Consider the following 18,056-nt stretch of genomic DNA (forward strand, 5'->3'; position numbering starts at 1 on the left):
AATCCCGGTGCCAACTCCCGCGTGCGGCTTTGCCCCGGTCATTGTTAAGGGCTGCGGATAGTACGGGGTCCCTTGCACGGGCCTACCCGCCCGATTTTCCGCCCGGCGGGTCGATCCAGCCCACATTGCCGTCGGCCCGGCGGTAAATGATGTTCACCCGGCCCGACGAGCCATGCTGGAAGACCAGGCAGGGTGCCCCGCTGAGGTCGAGTTCCATGACGGCTTCGCTGACCGAGAGCAGTTTCAGCGAGGTGGTTGCCTCTGCGATGATCACGGGGCTGTAGCCGGTGACCTCATCGTCGTCTTCACCCTCTCCCGGCGCCTCCAGCACGTAGCTGGTGGCATCGAGCGCGGCGAGCGCCGCAGAGGCGACATGGGCCTTACGGGCCGAACGGTCCTTGAGCCGGCTCTTGTAACGCTTGAGCCGCTTCTCGATCATCAACAGGGCCTGGTCGGCGCTGGCATAGGCGTCCGGCGCGTTCGAATCGGCCTCCAGCGTGATTCCCGAATCGAGGTGCAGCGCACAGTCGGTGCGGAAGCCGAAGCCATCCTTGCTCAGCGTGATGTGGCCGGAATAATTGCCATCGAAATATTTACGCAGCACCTCGTCGGTGCGGTCGGCAACTCGGCCGCGCAGGGCCTCGCCGACGCTGACGCTCTTTCCCGAGATTCTGAGAGTCATGTGATACCTCGCTTGGTTTGGTGCCTAGCTGGGATCGGTCTCGATGGGAGATTGAGAGTAGCGCGATTTCGCGCCCGCGCAATCAGGCCGGCTCGGTGTTGCGGGAGCGATCGGACATTGCGGTGGAGAGAACGTTACCAAGAGCGCTCTGCTTGTCGCGGCGGCGTTGCACCGAGGAGGGAATGCGCATGGCTTCGCGGTACTTCGCGACCGTGCGGCGAGCAATATCAATGCCCGAGGCGCGCAACCGTTCCACGATCGTATCATCCGACAGGATCGCGGCAGGCGCTTCCGAATCGATCAGCTGCTTGATGTGGTGACGCACGGCTTCGGCCGAATGCGCCTCGCCGCCGTCGGCCGAGGCGATCGATGCCGTGAAGAAGTATTTCAGCTCGAACGTGCCGCGGTTTGTCGCCATGTATTTGTTCGCTGTGACGCGCGACACCGTGGATTCATGCATCTGGATGGCATCGGCGACGGCCTTGAGATTCAGCGGCCGCAGATGCGCCACGCCATGCGTGAAGAAGCCGTCCTGCTGCCGCACGATCTCGGTCGCGACCTTTAAAATGGTGCGGGCGCGCTGGTCGAGCGCGCGCACCAGCCAGGTCGCGTTCTGGAGCGCGTCGGTGAAATACGACTTGTCGCCGTCCTTGCCGACCTTCTTCGACAGTTGCGAATAATAAGTCTGGTTGACCAGCACGCGCGGCAAGGTGTCGCTGTTGAGCTCGACATGCCAGCCGCCATCCGGACCCGGGCGGACATAGACGTCCGGCACCATGGTCTGAAGACGCGCCGAGCCGAACTTCATGCCGGGCTTGGGATTGAGGCGACGAATCTCGCCGATCATGTCGGCGATGTCCTCGTCGTCGACGCCGCAGACCTTGCGCAGGCCGGCGATGTCACGCTTGGCAAGGAGATCGAGATGCTCGACCAGCGCCTGCATCGCGGGATCGTAGCGGTCGAGCTCGCGCAGCTGGATCGCCAGGCATTCGCTCAAATTGCGCGCGCAGACACCGGGCGGGTCGAATTTTTGCAGCACGGCAAGAACGTTGTCGACGTCCTGCTGCGATGCGCCAAGCCGCTCGGCGGCCTGACCGAGGTCTGGCGGCAGATAGCCGGCCTCGTCGACGAGGTCGATCAGGTACTGCCCGATCATGCGCTGCGCGGGTCCAGTGAAGGCGACCGAGAGCTGCTCGGCGAGATGGTCGCCAAGCGTGGTCTCCGCGGCAACGAAGGCTTCGAGATTGTAGTCCTCGTCCCCGGAGGCACCGCCGCCCCATTCCGTATAGGTCGTCGGCGCCGCATCCTGGGCGGTGCGCGCGGCCGCCTCGGCCGGTTCCTCGGAGAAGACGTTGTCCAGGCCGGTGTCGAGGGTCTGCTCGATCTCGGCGCGGGTGCCAAGATCCTTGCTCATCCATTCTTCCTGGCCGGGCTCGAAGGCCTCGCCCGGGCCACCGCCCGGCTCGTCGTTGTGGCCGCCGTCGGAATCATTGAACTGGCCGGCTTCCGCCTGGGCTTCGCCCGCCGGCGCCTCGTCATTGGCCCGTTCCAGCAGCGGGTTACGCTCGAGTTCTTCCTCGACGAAGGTCGTGAGATCGAGATTGGACAATTGCAGCAGCTTGATCGCCTGCATCAGCTGCGGCGTCATGACCAGCGACTGCGATTGCCGGAACTCTAATCTCTGCGTGAGCGCCATGAAGCAAGAACCGTTCCCAAAAAATTGGTCCGATTTTTGCTTATCCTAGTCCAAGCCCGATGTACACGCCTTGACGAACTCGAAAAAAGGGCTAGAGGCGGAATTCCTCGCCGAGATAGAGGCGGCGAACATCCGGATCATTGACGATCTCATCCGGGCTGCCCTCGGTCAAGATTTCACCGGCATAGACGATATAGGCACGGTCGGTGAGGCCGAGCGTCTCGCGTACATTGTGGTCGGTGATGAGCACGCCGATGCCGCGATTGGTGAGATGGCGGACGAGATCCTGAATATCGCCGACCGCGATCGGATCGATGCCGGCGAAGGGCTCGTCGAGCAGCATGTAGTTCGGACGCGTCGCCAGAGCGCGCGCGATCTCGACGCGCCGCCGCTCGCCGCCGGATAGCGCGATTGAGGGCGATTTCCGCAGCCGCGTAATGTTGAATTCGTCGAGCAGCGCATCGAGCTGCTGCTCACGCTTTTTGCGCGAGGGCTCGACCACTTCGAGCACGGCGCGGATGTTCTGCTCGACGGTGAGGCCGCGGAAGATCGAGGCCTCCTGCGGCAGATAGCCGATGCCGAGCCGCGCGCGCTGATACATCGGCAGCTTCGTGACATCGTGGCCGTCGAGCTCGATCGCGCCGCGATCGGGCTTGATCAGACCGGTGATCATATAGAACACGGTGGTCTTGCCGGCGCCGTTCGGACCGAGCAGCCCGACCGCTTCGCCGCGGCGCACATAGATGCTGACGCCGCGCACCACCTGGCGGCTGCCAAAGCTCTTTTCCACGCTATGCACAGCCAGGAAGCCCGGCCGCTTCAGAAGCTGCGGCCCGCCCGAGCCGTTGGCCTTGGTATTGGACTTGATATTGGGCTTGGCACTGGCTTTGGCCGGTTGAGCTGGCTGACGCGGCGGCCGCGGTTCGCCGCGGAACTGGTCCGGCACCTGAACGGACTGATCACGTGCGATGGGGGGCGCATCCCGCACCTGGCTGGTCACCAGGCCGCCTATGTCGTCTGCGAGCGCGGTAATGTCCTGACGCGCAAATCCTGGCCGGCCGCGCTTGGCGGGGCGCCGACGGAACATGCTGAAGAGATCGACCATCCCCGCCTTCTAGCCTTCTACGATGATCCTGCGCGATATTCGCGCGATCTGCCGCGCCGGCCTTGCGATTCGCCGACGCAGCATGAGTTAGGGGATGTCTCATGCCCAGTGAAACATGCCCGAAAAGCGGCAGACCCCGCTTCGAAAGCCCGTTGCGGTAGATACAGTCTTGTCGCGCCGGCTTCAACCTCGCGGCAGGAAATTATTACCTAACATATTGATTTACTTAGGCTTACCGGGGATGAGCGAAGGCGTCGCCGGCCCTGAGCCAGGGGTTACGGGCGTCCCGCATTTGCCGTTCTGCCCGCCCTGCGACTGGATGAACAGACCCTGCACCTTGCCGCTGTCCGATTCCACCCGCGAGACGCCGGTGGTCATGTCGACCATCAGCTTGTCGCCGCGCAGCACGTTCTGGCACTGCGTCAGGACCACCTGACCGCCCGAACCGCCGAGCATGGTGATGAGGTTGGTCTTGGTGTCGAAGACGGCGGTCTCGCCGGTCACCACCTGGTCCTTCTGGGTCACCACGACATTGCCGCGCGCTTCCAGCCGCTTGATCGAAGAGGCGCCGCCGGGCCCCGGCGTTGCCGATTGCATCGGAGCAGCCTTTGCGCTCTTTGCGGTTTGCCCAGTTGCCGGCGGCGTGGCCGCCTTGTCGCTGCTCGATTCGTAGAACACCACCAGCGTCTTCGAGGTCATGGTGGTGTCGCCCTGCACGACCTTCACATTGCCGGAGAAGGTCGCCTCCTTCTTCTTGTCGCGCATCTCGAGCGAGGCGGCTTCGATCTGGATCGGCTGATCGCGGTTCTGCGAGAAACCCTGCATGGCGTTGGGCACGCCTTGCATCGTGCTCTGCGCGACCGCCGCACCCGTAGCAATCAGCGCGACGCCGACAAGCGCGGCCGCACTGAAGATGGCGCTACGCCCGTCGTTGCGCGGAAAAAATCTGGCCATGAAAATCATTTTGAATTCGCAGACTTGCTCTTGGACTTCGCCGGCGGCGCCGGCGCGGGCTGCTCGACAGGCGCGCTAGCAGCGTCATCCGTGCTGATCTTGTCCAGATGCATCACGACATTGCCCTCGAAGCGAATGACGTCGCCGCCTTCCGTGATGCGCAGCCGGTCGGCCGTCAGCGTGCCGTTGGTCAGCTTGACGTCGACATGCTCGTCCGACGAGACCGTGCCCTTGCCCATGTCGACGAAGGCCGAGTTCAGCCGCGCCTCATAGCCGGTCGAGGTGCGCAGGAAGATATCCTTGTGCAGGTCGAGCTGCTGCTGCTTGTTGTCGAACCGGCCGGTGCGGGCATCGAGGAACAGGGTGGATTGATCTTCCATCAGGACCTTCGCACGCAGGTCTGCGAGATCGACATGATCGGGATCGGTGATGTCCTGCGTTGCGGTCTTGGCCCAGAGCTCATAGGGCCGCTGGTCCGGGGTGAAGCCGGACATGTGCGGCGATTCCATCGTGATCTTAGTGCCGGTCACCACGAGGTTTCCGGAGTCGAGTTTTATGGGAATCTGGAAGGGGTTCAGAAAGGTCGAGACGGCAACGATCGAGGCCATGGCCACAACCACCGTCGCCGGCACCGCGATGCGCAGAATCCGCACCAGGCGGCTGTGGCGCGCCGCGCTGGCAAACTTCGCCGCAAGCGCGGCGTCGTAGGTTGAAAACTGGGCCGAGTTCACCGGTGCTCCAGGGGCGTCGCCTGCCTTGTTCAGTCACTAGCCTTGTCGGTCAAAGGCTCCGATCGAGGGTGCCCCATTGTACCCGCGACCTCGGGAATATGCAGCCTGCGACAGGCCGTTACGAAAGTGTCCGAAACGGGGCGGCAGCCCCAACCTAACGGCCGCCAAAGGCTTCAGGAATGCGCGAAAATGTCCTCTTCCTGCCAGCCCTGGAGGTCGAGCAGGGCGCGGGTCGGCAGGAAGTCGAAACAGGCTTTTGCCAGCGCGGTGCGGCCCTCCCGGACCAGCATGGCGTCGAGCCGCTCGCGCAAGCCGTGCAGATGCAGCACGTCGGAGGCGGCGTAGGCGAGCTGCGGTTCGGTCAGGCTGTCGGAACCCCAGTCGCTGGATTGCTGCTGCTTGGAGAGGTCGACATTGAGCACCTCGCGCACGAGGTCCTTGAGGCCATGGCGGTCGGTATAGGTCCGCGTCAGGCGGGAGGCGATCTTGGTGCAGTAGATCGGCCCGGTCATCACGCCGAAGGTCTGGTAAAGCACGGCGATGTCGAACCGGGCGAAATGGAAGATCTTGGTGATGGCGGGATTGGCCAGCAGCGCCTTCAGGTTCGGCGCATCGGTGTGGCCCTTCGGGATCTGCACCACGTCGGCGCTGCCGTCGCCGGGCGAGAGCTGGACCACGCAGAGCCGGTCGCGGTGCGGGTTCAGGCCCATGGTCTCGGTGTCGATCGCCACCGCTGCGGTGTAGCGGGACAGGTCGGGCAAATCGCCGCGATGCAGGCGTACGGTCATGGCGTTTCAAAACCTCAATCGAATCGGTAGCGTCGGCAGCATAGGCTAGTCGGGATTGCCCGCGATGTATCCACTGCGGGCGGGTCGCGCAAGCGCCGGATGCGGGGCCGGTCAGATCGCCGCCAGCATGATGCAGATCATCGCCGCCACGGTGGTGCGGCTGGCGCCGTCGCGGAAGGCGTAGATGATGGGATCGTCGGGCATCTCGCGGCGATGCGCGATCATCAGGGCACGGCCGAACCAGTAGAGCAGCAACGGCGCGAGCAGCCACAGCATCCAGGGGCGGCTGTAGAGCGGCGTCACCGCGGAGGACGACAGATAGAGCGAGAACACCGTCACCGCATTCATGGCGCTTGCGGCGGCCATGGCGGCGATGATGTGCAGATCGGTGATCCGGTAGTCGCGGTTGGAGGGATCGGACAGGCCCGCGCCCTCGCGCATGCTGAGCTCGCTGAAGCGCTTGATCAGCGCCAGTGAGGTGAACACGAACAGCGAGAAGATCATCAGCCATTCCGACAGCATCACGCCGGCGGCGACGGCGCCGGCGCCGATGCGCAAGGAGTAGAGGCCGGCGAGCGTCACCACGTCGACCAGCATCTTGCGCTTGAGCACCAGCGAATAGGCGATGGTGGTGGCGAGATAAACGGCGAGGACGCCGAGGAAGGCCGCGGAGATGCAGAGGCTGGCAGCGACCGCGAAAGTCCACAGCACGGGGATCGCAAGCAGCGCCGACGAGATCGCGAGATCACCGGCCGCGAGCGCGCGATGACGCTTGGTCGGGTGCTGCCGGTCGGCTGCGAGATCGAGCAGATCGTTCATCAGATAGGCGCCCGAGGCGCAGGCCGAGAACGCCAGGAACGCCAGCAGCGCGGAGCCGAGCGTCGCAACATTCATCTGATGCGCGGTGATCGCCGGCACGAACACCAGCGTGTTCTTGGCGTATTGATAGACCCGCAGCGCCTTCGCCCAAGTCTTCAAATTAGAGGTCTTCAAACTAGAGGTCTTGAGGCTGGGGCGGCTGCGCTCGCTGATGCGCTCCACCGAGACGCGATCGAATGGCAGCTTGTCGCCCGCGACTAGATCCGCCGGCGCAACCACGCCATCGAATCCGAGATGCGCGGCGACCCCAGCGGCATGATCGGCAAAGCGGCTAGCTACGAGATAGATCTTCTCGCCCCGCGCCCGCGCTGCCAGCGCCCGGTTCAGCACGTCGGTATCATAGGGAAGATGGGCGTAGTCGATTTCGGCCCGTGCCAGAATATCCGTGAGCGCGGCCATGCCCGGGCGTCCGCCCGCGCCGAAGCGGGCAAGCATGCGGCCGGGCGCGCTGAACAGCGCTTCCATCAGCAGTTCCGAACGCAGCAGCGCGCCTTCGAGGTCGATGACGAGCGTCCGGGCAGGCGCCGGGATCACCGACGGCTCGGACGCGCCGCGATCGTACTGCCAGGCAGGCTGCTCCATCCGAAAACGCTCTGACTTACCGCGACACGACCGGCCCAAAGGCTGGGGAGGCCGGGAGCAGGAAAATGGACGGCCTCGAGCCTAGGGGAACATTCGCTAAGGGCGGCTTAATTGGAGCGGGAGCCAATCAGGTCCGGCTTGATGCAGAGACCATTCAATAATAGTTATTAAGCTGAATATTGGCGGAGAAGCGCGGCATGGCGGTAAGTGCAGATCTCGGCGAAGCCCTTGAAAACTTTGTGACAAAGCTAGTCGCATCGGGCCGCTACCACTCCAAGAGCGAGGTGCTGCGGGAGGGCGTGCGACTCATTCAGGAGCGCGAAGCGCGGTTAGCGGTGTTGGACGCGGCGATCGCACGCGGGCTTGATGATGCTGATGCGGGCCGGACCAAACCAAGCTCCGAGGTTTTTGACCGGCTGGAAGCGCGATTGGCCGGCAAGACGGGCCACGGCGCCCGCGACTACGAGCCGCTGCTTTTCCCGGAGGAGTAGATTTTTGGGAGGGCACCCGCTGATCGCAGTCGCACGAACCTAAATGGTGCCCAGGAAAGGACTCGAACCTTCACGGCCGTTAAGCCACTGGCACCTGAAGCCAGCGCGTCTACCAATTCCACCACCTGGGCATGCCGGTTGGGGCACGGGGGCGGTTACTACGGTTCGGTGACGCGCTTGTCAATTCGGGCGTGGGGATGCGGATTGCGCATCGCAAAACGGCCCGATACAAGCCTCGTCAGGCGCACTCTCCCGCAGGAACGGACCTCATGGCATCGAATCTGGAAACTCTCGTCACGGTTTTCGGCGGATCGGGGTTTTTGGGCCGGAATGTCGTCCGCGCGCTGTGCAGGCGCGACTACCGGGTCCGGGTCGCGGTGCGTCGGCCGGAGCTCGCCGGTTTCCTCCAGCCTTCGGGCAAGGTCGGGCAAGTCCACACCGTGCAGGCCAATCTGCGCTATCCGACCTCGGTCGAGGCGGCGATGCGTGATTCGGATGTCGCGATCAACCTCGTGGGCATCCTCGCCGAGAGCGGCGCGCAGAGCTTCGACGCCGTCCAGGCCAAGGGCGCCGAAACGGTCGCCAAGGCGGCAGCAGCCACAGGCGCCCGCATGGTGCATGTCTCGGCGATCGGCGCCGACGCGGAATCGCCCTCGCGCTATGCCAGGGCCAAGGCGGCCGGCGAGGCGGCTGTGACGGCAGCGGTGCCGTCCGCCACGATCTTCCGCCCCTCCGTGATGTTCGGACCCGAGGACCAGTTCACCAACCGCTTCGCCGCGCTGGCGCGGATGTCGCCGGTGCTGCCGCTGATCGGCGGGAGTACCCGGATGCAGCCGGTCTATGTCGGCGACGTCGCGACCGCGATCGCGGATGCCGTCGACGGCAAGGCCAAGGCCGGCGCCACTTACGAGCTCGGCGGGCCCGAAGTGCTGACCATGCGCGAGATCATCGAGGCGATCCTCGCCATCGCCGACCGCAAGCCGGCGCTGATCCCGCTGCCGTTCTCCCTCGCCCGCTTCAAGGCCAACTTCCTGCAATTCGCGCCGGGCGCGTTCAAGCTGACGCCGGACCAGGTCACGCTGCTCGCGCGCGACAATGTCGTCTCTGATACGGCGAAGGCTGCAGGCCTGACGCTGGAAGGCCTCGGCATATCCGCCGATTCGCTGGAAGCCATCGCCCCGCAATATCTCTGGCGTTTTCGCGCCGCCGGCCAGTTCCAGCGCAAGAGCGCGTGAGGCTCAGAATTTCAGCTTCTTGAACACCGCCTCCGGCAACGCCTTGATGATGAACATCACGAGGCGCCATGTGCCGCTGACATAGACGACATCCGTCTTCCGCTCCACGGCCTGAAGGATCGCATCGCCCACCACCGGCGCATCGACGGTCAGCGGGCCGATCAGCTTCATTCCCTCCGTCATCTTGGTACGGACGAAGCCGGGCTTCACCGTGACGACATGCACGCCACCGCGGCTGGCGCGGCCGCGCAGGCCGGACAGGAATGCGGAGAAACCCGCCTTGGCCGAGCCGTAGACATAGTTCGAGGAACGGCCGCGATCGCCGGCGACCGAGGACACGCCGACGATGGTGCCATTGCCGCGCGCCAGGAATTTTTCGGCGAACAGACCGAGGATCAGCGACGGCCCCTCGTAGTTCGAACGCATGATCGTGGTGGCATGAGCGAGATCGCTTTCCGCCTGCACCTGCACGCCCAGCAAGCCAACAATCGAGACGACGACGTCGGGCAATGCCGGAAGGCCGCCGGCGAAGCTCTCGAACGTGGCGGTGTCGAGCACGTCGAACTTCAGGGTGTTCGCCTCGATGCTGTAGCGGGCGCGCAGATCGGCGGCGTCAGGCTCGAGCGCAGCGGCGTCGCGCCCTGCGAGCCCGACATCGTAACCCGCTTTCGCAAAGGCGCGCGCGGCGGCGCGCCCGATATCGGAGGAGCCACCCAGCACCAATACAGTCTTGCGCGACGTCACGGCTGCACCTCATCAAATAAACGCTGCGAAAGTTTCGAACGGATGTTTCCCGCGGGGTCGAGCGATTTGCGGATCGCGTTGAAGCGTTGCAGAGCGGGATAGCCGGCCTCGAAGGTCGCACGCGACTGGCGCGCGTCTTTCGCCAGATAAAGCCTGCCACCGGCAGCGACGACCAGGCGGTCGATCTCGTCGAGGAAATTCAGGATGTCGCCCTTGATCGGGAAATCCAGCGCCAGCGTGTAGCCGGGCAGCGGAAACGACAGCATGCCGTCGCCCTGGCCGAGCTTCTTCAGCACCGCAAGGAAGGACGCATCGCCACGCTTCGAGACACGATCGAGGATATCGCCGAGCACGGCGCGCGCGCCGGCTTCCGGAATCACGCATTGATGCTGGAGGAAGCCGCGTTTTCCATAAATGCGATTCCAGTCAGCGATGCTGTCGAGCGGAAAGAAATACGGATAGAGCGAGACCACACGACTGCCGCCGGCGCGGCGCGTGCCCATGCGGTAGTAGAGCTCATTGAAGGCGCGGATGCTGGTGCGGTTCAGCGTCATCGCCGGCAGATCGACGGGCACGGCGAGGCCCGGACCCTTGCCAACGGGAAATCGAACGGCGCCATCGGCAAGCTCGTCGGCCCGCGCGTGCTCACCGAGATAGATCAGCGAGCGGCCGAGATCGCTGCCGCTCGCGGCGCAATCGATCCACGCCACCGAATAGGTCGCGGAATCGCTCGCCTCGAGCGCGCGTATCGCCGCATCGAGATCGGACGCAGAGATCACCCGCTCACGGATCCAGCCGGTGTCGACCGGCCGCAGCCGGACGGTCGCTTCGAGAATGATTCCGGTCAGGCCCATGCCGCCGATGGTTGCAAAGAAGGCTTCGGGGTTCTGCTCGCGCGAGGCCTCGATGGTCTCGCCCCGCCCGGTGCGCAACAAGATGCTGTCGACATAGCGGCCGAAGCCGCCCTCGCAATGATGGTTCTTGCCGTGCACGTCGGCGGCAATCGCGCCACCGACCGACACGAACCGCGTACCCGGCACGACGAAGGGCAGGAAGCCGCGCGGACCAAAGGTGTCGATCAGGTCCGACAGCAGCACGCCCGCCTCGAGGCGAATGCGGCCCGTCGCCGGATCGAACGACCTGACACGGTCGAACCCGGTCATCGTAATGGTCCGGCTGACGCCAATCGCGGCATCGCCATAGGCGCGGCCGTTGCCGCGGGCCACGGAGCCGGTTACCCCTGCGACGGCTTCGCCCACGGCCTCGAACGACCGCGGCCGCAACACATCGGTATCGACGACCGGGAAGCGTCCCCAGCCGCTGACGAGGGTCATCGCTCAGCTCCTTTGCAGGGCGCGCCGCGCCTTGCCTGGAAACTGCCTACCGATCAAAAGCTTATATTACGTTGAAGCGCGTCAGTGAGTTTTCGAGAGGTTAATGGCCGAGCGCCAGCGCGATCAGGCCAAGCGTGCCGACGATGACGCGCCACCAGGCGAACACCACGAAGCCGTGGCGGGTGACGTATCCGAGGAACGCCTTTACTACGATGATCGCGGTGATGAACGACACCACGAAGCCGATCGCGACGATGCCCATGTGGTCCATCGTCATCTCGGAGCGGTTCTTGTAGAAGTCGTAGGCGAACGCGCCGATCATGGTGGGGATGGCGAGGAAGAACGAGAACTCCGCCGCCGCGCGCTTGTCGGCCCCCAGAAACATCGCAGCGACGATGCTGGCACCGGAGCGCGACACGCCGGGGATCATCGCAATACACTGCGCGATGCCGATGTAGAGATACATCAGCAGCGGAAACCTGGTGGCGTCATGCTCGCGCGCCTTGAGATCGAGCCGATCGACCCACAACAGGATGGCGCCGCCGACGATCAGCGAGAAGCACACGACCCACGGATTGAACAGCACGCTCTTGATGTATTTGCCGGCGACGAGACCGACGACGACCGCGGGCAGGAACGCCACCAGCACGCCGATCACGAAGCGGCGTGCGTAGGCGTCGCCAGTGAACATGCCGATCGCGACGTCCCACAATTTCTTGAAATACAATACGACGATCGCGAGGATCGCGCCGAGCTGGATCAGAACCGTAAACGAATCCCAGAAGGCGCCTTCGCCGAGGCCAAAGAAACGCTCCGCGAGCAGGAGGTGGCCGGTCGAGGAGACGGGAAGGAACTCGGTTACACCCTCGATGATGCCGAGGATCACTGCCCGTATTGTATCTGACATATTTACGGTCCATTTCCGCTGGAAAAGCGGGGCTCTTCTCGCCTATTCGTCCTTTTGCTGCAATCGCAAAATGCGGCATCGCACCCTTGCCTCGCGATTTTGAAGGACTAGTGTGGCGCTGCACAAACATTGATGGATTCTTAAGCACCATCAAATAGTCAAAGGCTTCATGTTTACGCTGTCTCATCATCCGTTCTGTCCACATTCGCGTTTCATCCGCCTGATCGCGGGCGAATACGGGCTCGACCTGAAGCTGGTCGAGGAGCGCAGCTGGGAACGGCGCGAGGCATTTTTGCTGCTCAATGCAGCCGGCACCACGCCGGTGCTGGTGGACGGCGAGCAGTCCCCGATTCCAGGCGCGGCCATCATCGCCGAATATCTCGACGAGGCCTATGGCGCCGAGATGGGGCCTAAGCGGCTGATGCCGGACTCGATCGCCGAGCGTGTCGAGGTGCGCCGGCTGATGGCCTGGTTCAACGAGAAATTCTTCGAGGAGGTCTCCCACCCGCTTGTCACCGAGCGCATCTACAAACGCTTCATGAGCGAGGAGAACGGTGGCGGCGCGCCCTCGGCCGACGTGATGCGCGCGGCGAAGGCCAATGTGCGCTATCATCTGGCCTATATCGGCTGGCTGGCGCAGACGCGCAACTTCCTCGCCGGCGACCGGCTGACTTACGCGGATCTCGCCGCCGCGGCTCATCTTTCGGCGATCGATTATCTGGGCGACGTGCCATGGAGCGAGGACGACGCGGCAAAGGCGTGGTACGCGCGGGTGAAATCCCGCCCGTCGTTCCGTCCGCTCCTGAGCGAATGGCTGGCCGGCGTGCCGGCGTCGCGGACCTATGTGGACCTGGATTTCTGAACTCCAATCTGACTGAACTGAAGACGGCGCTGGCGCGAGAGGCGAAAGCGCTCGGCTTCGACTGCATCGGCATCACCGTATCAGGCACGATCGAGAATGCCGGAAAGCACTTTCTCGAATTCATCGCGTCCGGCGGCCATGGCGATATGGACTGGCTCGCGGCGAGCCCTGAACGCCGCGTCGATCCGCGCGGTCTGTGGCAGGACGTGCGCAGCGTGATCATGCTCGGCGTCAACTATGGTCCCGACTCCGATCCGCTGAATATCCTGCAACAGCGCACGCGCGCGGCGATCTCGGTCTATGCGCAGGGCGACGACTATCACGATCTCATCAAGAAGCGGCTGAAGGCGCTGGCGCGCTGGCTGGTCGCCACCGCGCCGTCCGAGGTCAAGGTGTTCGTCGACACCGCGGCCGTGATGGAGAAGCCGCTCGCGCAAGCCGCTCATCTCGGCTGGCAGGGCAAGCACACCAATCTCGTCTCGCGCGAATTCGGCTCGTGGCTGTTTCTCGGCGCGATCTACACCACCCTCGAATTGCCGCGCGACAGTGCCGAGATCGATCACTGCGGCTCTTGCCGCGCATGCCTCGATATCTGCCCGACCGCAGCGTTCCCCGCGCCCTACAAGCTCGATGCGCGGCGCTGCATCTCTTACCTCACCATCGAGAACAAGGGACCGGTCCCGCACGAGTTTCGCAAAGCCATCGGCAACCGCATCTATGGCTGCGACGATTGCCTCGCCGCATGCCCCTGGAACAAGTTCGCGCAGGAGGGCCGTGAAGCAAAGCTCGCCGCACGCGACGCATTGCGCGCGCCCGAGCTCGCCGAGCTGGCGCGGCTCGACGACGCATCGTTTCGCGCGCTGTTCACGAAGTCCCCGGTCAAGCGCATCGGCCGCGACCGGTTCTTGCGCAACGTGCTGATCGCGATCGGCAACTCCGGCGATGCAGCGCTGGCGGAGGACGCGCGGCGGTTGCTCGGAGATGAGAGCGCATTGGTGCGCGGGGCTGCGGTGTGGGCGCTGGGACAGTTGCTGACGGACCAAGAGTTCGCAGCGATCAAGACGAATGCGATTGCCAACGAGCGTGACGACAGCGTGCGCGAGGAGTGGAAGGTCGCTTCCTAACACTTTGCTCCTTCCCCTCATCCTGAGGAGCGCGCTCTTCGCGCGCGTCTCGAAGGATCGAGGCCGGGCTGCCGCAGCGGGGCCTGCATGGTTCGAGACGGCGCTTCGCGCCTCCTCACCATGAGGTCGGGGACCTTGATTTCCCCGCACGATCCTTCAAGCTCGCGCGTCATGACAAACATGCCTTTCTTCACCCGCGACGGCGACACATTCCATCCGACGGAAGTTGCCAACGGTCCGTGGGATCCGAAGTCGCTGCACGGACGCGTCATCATCGGCCTGCTCGGCTTCGCCATCGAGGAGCGGCATTCGGGGCCTGAATTCGTGCCGGCGCGGCTGACCGTCGACATGTTTCGGCTGCCGACCATCGACAAGCCGATCGAAGTGACGACGCGGCTGGTGCGCGACGGAATGCGCATCCGCGTGATCGAGGCGGAGTTTGTCTCCGGTGGAGTCAGCATGGCGCGCGCCTCCTGCCAGCTGCTGCGGCGGACGCAGAATCCTGACGGTAACGTCTGGTCGCCGCCGAACTGGGACGTGCCGAAGCCGGCCGACATTCCAAAGCCGACCGACCCGCGGCTCGGCATGAATGGCAAATGGGCAACGCGGCCGATCATCGGCCACATGGGCTCGCTCGGTCCGCGCCGGCTCTGGATGAGCGAGGTGCGCGAACTCGTCGCGGGCGTGCCGATGACGCCGTTCGTCCATGTCGCCACCGGCGCCGATTTCGCGAGCCCGTTTGCGAATGCCGGCGACAAGGGGCTCGGCTACATCAACAGCGACGTGACGATCTATCTGCAGCGCCTGCCGGTGACGAACTGGATCGGCTTCGACGTGGTCAACCACCAGGCCACCGATGGTGTCGCGATCGGCGAATGCTGGCTCTATGACGAACAGGGTCCGATCGGCACCGCGACGGTGGCGGCGCTGGCGCAGCGCAAGCCGATGGCGAAGCCACCGCCGCCGTAGCGCTCAACTCTCGCCTCCGTCATTCCGGGGCGCGACAAAGTCGCGAGCCCCGGAATGACGATGTGGAGAGAGCTCGCTCCCTACGACAACAGAGAGAGCCTACGCCACGTGCCGCTTCATCTCCGGCCGCGCCTTCAGCTCGGCGCCCTGCTTGCCGACGATCTTCGCGATCCGCTCCGGCGCGAACTTCAGGTCGACAAAGGCCGGCGCGGTGTTGGCGACCTCGTGATAGCTGACGATCCTGGCATCACGCAGCGTCATGATCGCAACGCCCTCGAACATCGCCCGTGCACCGCCTGCTTCCGGCAAGGTCGAGCGATAGCTGAACGTGTAGCGCGCGTAGAGCGTGGTGCCGTTCGACACGGGATCATGCATGTCCCAGCGGAACTCGGTCGCTGTGCGATAGAACCAGTCGTCGACCATCGCGGCGATCTTTTCGCGGCCTTCGAAGGCGCCGTAGAACACGTCGTGATAGACGCCGTCCTCGGTGAATAGATCGGCAAAGGCCTTGCCGTTGCGGCTCTCGACCGCGTCGCAGAAGGCGCGCAGCATGGCGGTGGTGGTCATGGGGGTTTCTCCCACTTTCTTCGTCATACCCCGCGAAGGCGGGGCATCCCGCACGCTGCAGCGTCTCGGTTAAAACACGACGGCAATGACACCGAACAACACTTCACCCGATCTCCGCCACCGCGGCAAGAATGCGCGCGATGTCTTGCGGGCGCGACAGGCGGTGATCGCCGTCCTGGATCATGGTCAGCACGACGTCGTCCGCCGGCAGGCGATGCGTCAGTGCGAAGGCGTGCTGCCACGGCACATCAGGATCCTGCGCGCCCTGGAGAATTCGGACGGGGCAGCCGAGATCGATGGCGCTGCCGAGCAGGAGATGATTGCGGCCCTCCTCGATCAGGTTTCGCGTGATCGGATAGGGTGAGCCGTCGCCATATTCGGACGGCCTGAGCCAGAGGCCCTTGGTCTCGATCTCCTTTTTCACCTCGGCCGAAAAGTTCGTCCACATCAGCTCCTCGGTGAAGTCGGGCGCCGGCGCGATCAACACGAGGCCGGCCAGAGACGCCTTGCTCGAACGCTTTTTGATTTCGCGCGCCAGCAGCAGCGCCATCCAGCCGCCCATGGAAGAGCCGATCAGAATTTGCGGGCCGTCGCAGAACCGCTCGAACACTGCCACGCTCTCTTCCAGCCAGCGCCCGATGGTTCCGTCGGCGAAATCACCGCCGGATTCGCCATGGCCGGAATAGTCGAACCGGACCGAGGCGCGGCCGTGCTCCTGGGCCCAGGCATCCAACGCAACGGCCTTGGTGCCCTGCATGTCCGACTTGAAACCACCGAGCCAGAGCAGGCCGGGGCCCTGTCCGGCGCGGCTGCGCACCGCAATCTTGCGCGCTGACGGGCCCTCGCCCACATCGATGACGTCAAGCACGGCATCGGGAATTGCGTTGGTCATGGAACGTTTACTCCAGCTGTGCAGTTTTGAGCTGTCCGGACGCGTCCCGCAACGCAACCCGACATTGGCATTGACCCTTTTGGGACGCTTGCGGAACAGCAACAAGGTGTCTATGTCGAGCAGCGTGCCGACGGGCGTGGCCAAAATGCCTCGCATTTGAGGGTTTTTCGCTCCTCGCACGAGCGATTTGCTTGCCGGCAAACGCTTCTTCCTTCAAAATAGCCGCTTCCTTTCACAACTTTGGAGAACCACCCATTCGCCGTCCCAATAGAGCCCCGGCCCCAGCCGCCAAAGACGGGCCGCGCATCAATGATGATATTCGCAATGCGCAGATCCAGCTGATCGATCAGACCGGTGACAACAAAGGCACGGTCGAGACGATGATGGCCATCCGGATGGCCCAGGAAGCAGGCATGGATCTGGTCGAGATTTCGCCAAATGTCAGCCCTCCCGTCTGCAAGATCATGGACTACGGGAAGTACAAGTATTCCGCCCAGAAGAAAGCCGCCGAAGCCCGCAAGCGCCAGAAGACCGTCGAGATCAAGGAGATCAAACTCCGGCCGATGATCGACGATCACGATTATGACGTGAAGATGCGCGCGATGCTGCGGTTCTTCGAAGAGGGCGACAAGGTCAAGATCACGCTGCGCTATCGCGGCCGCGAGATGGCGCACCAGGAGATCGGCACCAAACTCTTGGACAAGATCAAGACCGACGTCGCCGAGCTCGCCAAGGTCGAGCAGGACGCCCGGTTCGAGGGCCGTCAGGTCGTCATGGTGCTGGCGCCGCGCTGACGCCGGCTGGTTGCAGCTGAAATTCAACGGCCCGTCCGGATCTCCGGCGGGCCGTTTTGCTTTTCACCTCTCCCGCTTGCGGGAGAGGTCGGCGCAGCGCGCCGGGTGAGGGATTTTTCCTCTTGGGGGTTCTCGCTTGAGGAAACACCCCCGCAAGCGGGGGAGGGAGCGCATCGAGCGCTTGGCAGCTACGTCCGCGTCGCCTGCCAGGTGCCGCGGTAGCGGTCGCCGGAAATGATCCCTTTTCAGGAGCCTCTGCCCGCCGCGCCGGCGAGACGGCCGCCCCCGGTGGCGGTTCACCGTTGCCATTTCGCTCGCGCTCTGCCATAAGCCCAGCCTTCATCGCCCGGCTGATTTAAGGGCTGCCGTGGCGGTGTCCGTGCGGGTTTTCGCGCCAATTCGCAAAAACCTGAGCACAATCAACGCTCTAACGAGCATTTTAGACGGCCAGCCGCCTTCACGGGCGGCATTCTGTTGTGGCCATAGGAGAGCAAAATGCCCAAGCTGAAGACCAAATCGGGCGCTAAAAAGCGCTTCAAGGTGACTGCCACCGGCAAAGTGATGCACGCCCAGCGCGGCAAGCGTCACGGCATGATCAAGCGGACGAAGAAGCAGATCCGTCAGCTCCGCGGCACCCGCGTGCTGTTCAAGACCGACGGCGACAACGTCAAGAAGTACTTCTTGCCGAACGCCTGATCGCGTCCACGATCACTGCCAACC

Annotated in this window: 19 protein-coding genes and 1 tRNA gene; 7 read left to right on the forward strand and 13 right to left on the reverse strand. The window is 64.0% G+C overall.

Going from position 1 to position 18,056, the window contains the following annotated elements; all coding sequences use genetic code 11:
• Nucleotides 1–82 precede the first annotated feature (82 nt).
• The 7 genes from hpf to ABIB73_RS13385 form a co-directional block, all read right to left on the reverse strand.
• Nucleotides 83–682 (reverse strand): ribosome hibernation-promoting factor, HPF/YfiA family, encoded by a 600-nt coding sequence (hpf, locus tag ABIB73_RS13355; RefSeq protein ID WP_354224738.1) that lies wholly within the window; start codon nt 680–682, stop codon nt 83–85.
• Nucleotides 683–764: 82 nt separating this feature from the next.
• Nucleotides 765–2,378, reverse strand: a complete 1,614-nt coding sequence (gene rpoN / locus ABIB73_RS13360) for an RNA polymerase factor sigma-54 (protein ID WP_354224740.1) — start codon at nt 2,376–2,378, stop codon at nt 765–767.
• A gap of 91 nt (nt 2,379–2,469) precedes the next feature.
• A complete protein-coding gene (gene lptB, locus ABIB73_RS13365; protein ID WP_354224742.1) occupies nt 2,470–3,483 on the reverse strand; it encodes an LPS export ABC transporter ATP-binding protein in 1,014 nt (337 codons plus the stop codon).
• A 222-nt stretch (nt 3,484–3,705) separates the two neighbouring features.
• A complete protein-coding gene (locus tag ABIB73_RS13370; protein ID WP_354224744.1) occupies nt 3,706–4,437 on the reverse strand; it encodes an LptA/OstA family protein in 732 nt (243 codons plus the stop codon).
• Nucleotides 4,438–4,442: 5 nt separating this feature from the next.
• Nucleotides 4,443–5,168 carry an LPS export ABC transporter periplasmic protein LptC gene (gene lptC / locus ABIB73_RS13375; RefSeq protein ID WP_354224746.1) on the reverse strand — a complete coding sequence of 242 codons (726 nt, stop codon included), beginning with the start codon at nt 5,166–5,168 and terminating at the stop codon, nt 4,443–4,445.
• A 173-nt stretch (nt 5,169–5,341) separates the two neighbouring features.
• Nucleotides 5,342–5,956, reverse strand: coding sequence for a ribonuclease D (locus tag ABIB73_RS13380; protein ID WP_354224748.1), 615 nt, complete (start codon nt 5,954–5,956; stop codon nt 5,342–5,344).
• 111 nt (nt 5,957–6,067) lie between these two features.
• Nucleotides 6,068–7,417: a UbiA family prenyltransferase gene (locus ABIB73_RS13385; RefSeq protein WP_354224750.1), complete on the reverse strand. Its 1,350-nt coding sequence runs from the start codon at nt 7,415–7,417 to the stop codon at nt 6,068–6,070.
• A gap of 197 nt (nt 7,418–7,614) precedes the next feature.
• On the opposite strand from ABIB73_RS13385, the gene ABIB73_RS13390 reads away from it, so the two are divergent.
• The gene (locus ABIB73_RS13390) at nt 7,615–7,908 is read left to right on the forward strand and encodes a type II toxin-antitoxin system ParD family antitoxin (RefSeq protein ID WP_354224752.1); all 294 of its coding nucleotides are present in this window, start codon (nt 7,615–7,617) and stop codon (nt 7,906–7,908) included.
• A gap of 44 nt (nt 7,909–7,952) precedes the next feature.
• On the opposite strand, the gene ABIB73_RS13395 is transcribed toward ABIB73_RS13390, so the two are convergent.
• Nucleotides 7,953–8,039 (reverse strand) — tRNA-Leu (locus tag ABIB73_RS13395).
• A gap of 138 nt (nt 8,040–8,177) precedes the next feature.
• Between ABIB73_RS13395 and ABIB73_RS13400 the strand changes: the two genes are divergently transcribed.
• Nucleotides 8,178–9,143, forward strand: coding sequence for a complex I NDUFA9 subunit family protein (locus ABIB73_RS13400; RefSeq protein WP_354224754.1), 966 nt, complete (start codon nt 8,178–8,180; stop codon nt 9,141–9,143).
• A gap of 3 nt (nt 9,144–9,146) precedes the next feature.
• Here the strand turns inward: ABIB73_RS13400 and ABIB73_RS13405 are convergent, their stop codons facing one another.
• The 3 genes from ABIB73_RS13405 to ABIB73_RS13415 all read right to left on the reverse strand — a co-directional run bounded on the left by ABIB73_RS13405 (nt 9,147) and on the right by ABIB73_RS13415 (nt 12,128).
• Nucleotides 9,147–9,887, reverse strand: a complete 741-nt coding sequence (locus tag ABIB73_RS13405) for an SDR family oxidoreductase (RefSeq protein WP_354224755.1) — start codon at nt 9,885–9,887, stop codon at nt 9,147–9,149.
• On the reverse strand, nt 9,884–11,221 hold the full coding sequence (locus ABIB73_RS13410) for an FAD-binding oxidoreductase (protein ID WP_354224757.1): 1,338 nt from the start codon (nt 11,219–11,221) through the stop codon (nt 9,884–9,886). Before ABIB73_RS13410 ends, ABIB73_RS13405 begins: the two co-directional genes overlap by 4 nt.
• Before the next feature lie 100 nt (nt 11,222–11,321).
• Nucleotides 11,322–12,128 carry an undecaprenyl-diphosphate phosphatase gene (locus ABIB73_RS13415; RefSeq protein ID WP_354224759.1) on the reverse strand — a complete coding sequence of 269 codons (807 nt, stop codon included), beginning with the start codon at nt 12,126–12,128 and terminating at the stop codon, nt 11,322–11,324.
• 169 nt (nt 12,129–12,297) lie between these two features.
• On the opposite strand from ABIB73_RS13415, the gene ABIB73_RS13420 reads away from it, so the two are divergent.
• The 3 genes from ABIB73_RS13420 (at nt 12,298) to ABIB73_RS13430 (ending at nt 15,083) form a co-directional block, all read left to right on the forward strand.
• The gene (locus ABIB73_RS13420; RefSeq protein WP_354224761.1) at nt 12,298–12,990 is read left to right on the forward strand and encodes a glutathione S-transferase family protein; all 693 of its coding nucleotides are present in this window, start codon (nt 12,298–12,300) and stop codon (nt 12,988–12,990) included.
• Nucleotides 12,939–14,114: a tRNA epoxyqueuosine(34) reductase QueG gene (gene queG / locus ABIB73_RS13425; protein ID WP_354224763.1), complete on the forward strand. Its 1,176-nt coding sequence runs from the start codon at nt 12,939–12,941 to the stop codon at nt 14,112–14,114. The genes ABIB73_RS13420 and queG overlap by 52 nt, the downstream gene beginning before the upstream one ends.
• A gap of 171 nt (nt 14,115–14,285) precedes the next feature.
• Nucleotides 14,286–15,083, forward strand: a complete 798-nt coding sequence (locus ABIB73_RS13430; protein ID WP_354224765.1) for an acyl-CoA thioesterase domain-containing protein — start codon at nt 14,286–14,288, stop codon at nt 15,081–15,083.
• Nucleotides 15,084–15,182: 99 nt separating this feature from the next.
• Here ABIB73_RS13430 and ABIB73_RS13435 read toward each other — a convergent pair whose 3' ends face one another.
• Complete coding sequence (locus ABIB73_RS13435) at nt 15,183–15,650, reverse strand: nuclear transport factor 2 family protein (RefSeq protein WP_354224767.1); 468 nt, start codon at nt 15,648–15,650, stop codon at nt 15,183–15,185.
• 103 nt (nt 15,651–15,753) lie between these two features.
• Nucleotides 15,754–16,542 carry an alpha/beta hydrolase gene (locus ABIB73_RS13440; RefSeq protein WP_354224769.1) on the reverse strand — a complete coding sequence of 263 codons (789 nt, stop codon included), beginning with the start codon at nt 16,540–16,542 and terminating at the stop codon, nt 15,754–15,756.
• 254 nt (nt 16,543–16,796) lie between these two features.
• On the opposite strand from ABIB73_RS13440, the gene infC reads away from it, so the two are divergent.
• Both infC and rpmI read left to right on the forward strand, forming a co-directional pair.
• Nucleotides 16,797–17,336: a translation initiation factor IF-3 gene (gene infC, locus ABIB73_RS13445; protein WP_354224973.1), complete on the forward strand. Its 540-nt coding sequence runs from the start codon at nt 16,797–16,799 to the stop codon at nt 17,334–17,336.
• A gap of 495 nt (nt 17,337–17,831) precedes the next feature.
• Nucleotides 17,832–18,032 (forward strand): 50S ribosomal protein L35, encoded by a 201-nt coding sequence (gene rpmI, locus ABIB73_RS13450; RefSeq protein ID WP_008539890.1) that lies wholly within the window; start codon nt 17,832–17,834, stop codon nt 18,030–18,032.
• The last annotated feature ends 24 nt before the right edge of the window (nt 18,033–18,056 follow it).

Origin of the sequence: Bradyrhizobium sp. F1.4.3 (genome assembly GCF_040548375.1) — a bacterium.
GTDB lineage: Bacteria > Pseudomonadota > Alphaproteobacteria > Rhizobiales > Xanthobacteraceae > Bradyrhizobium.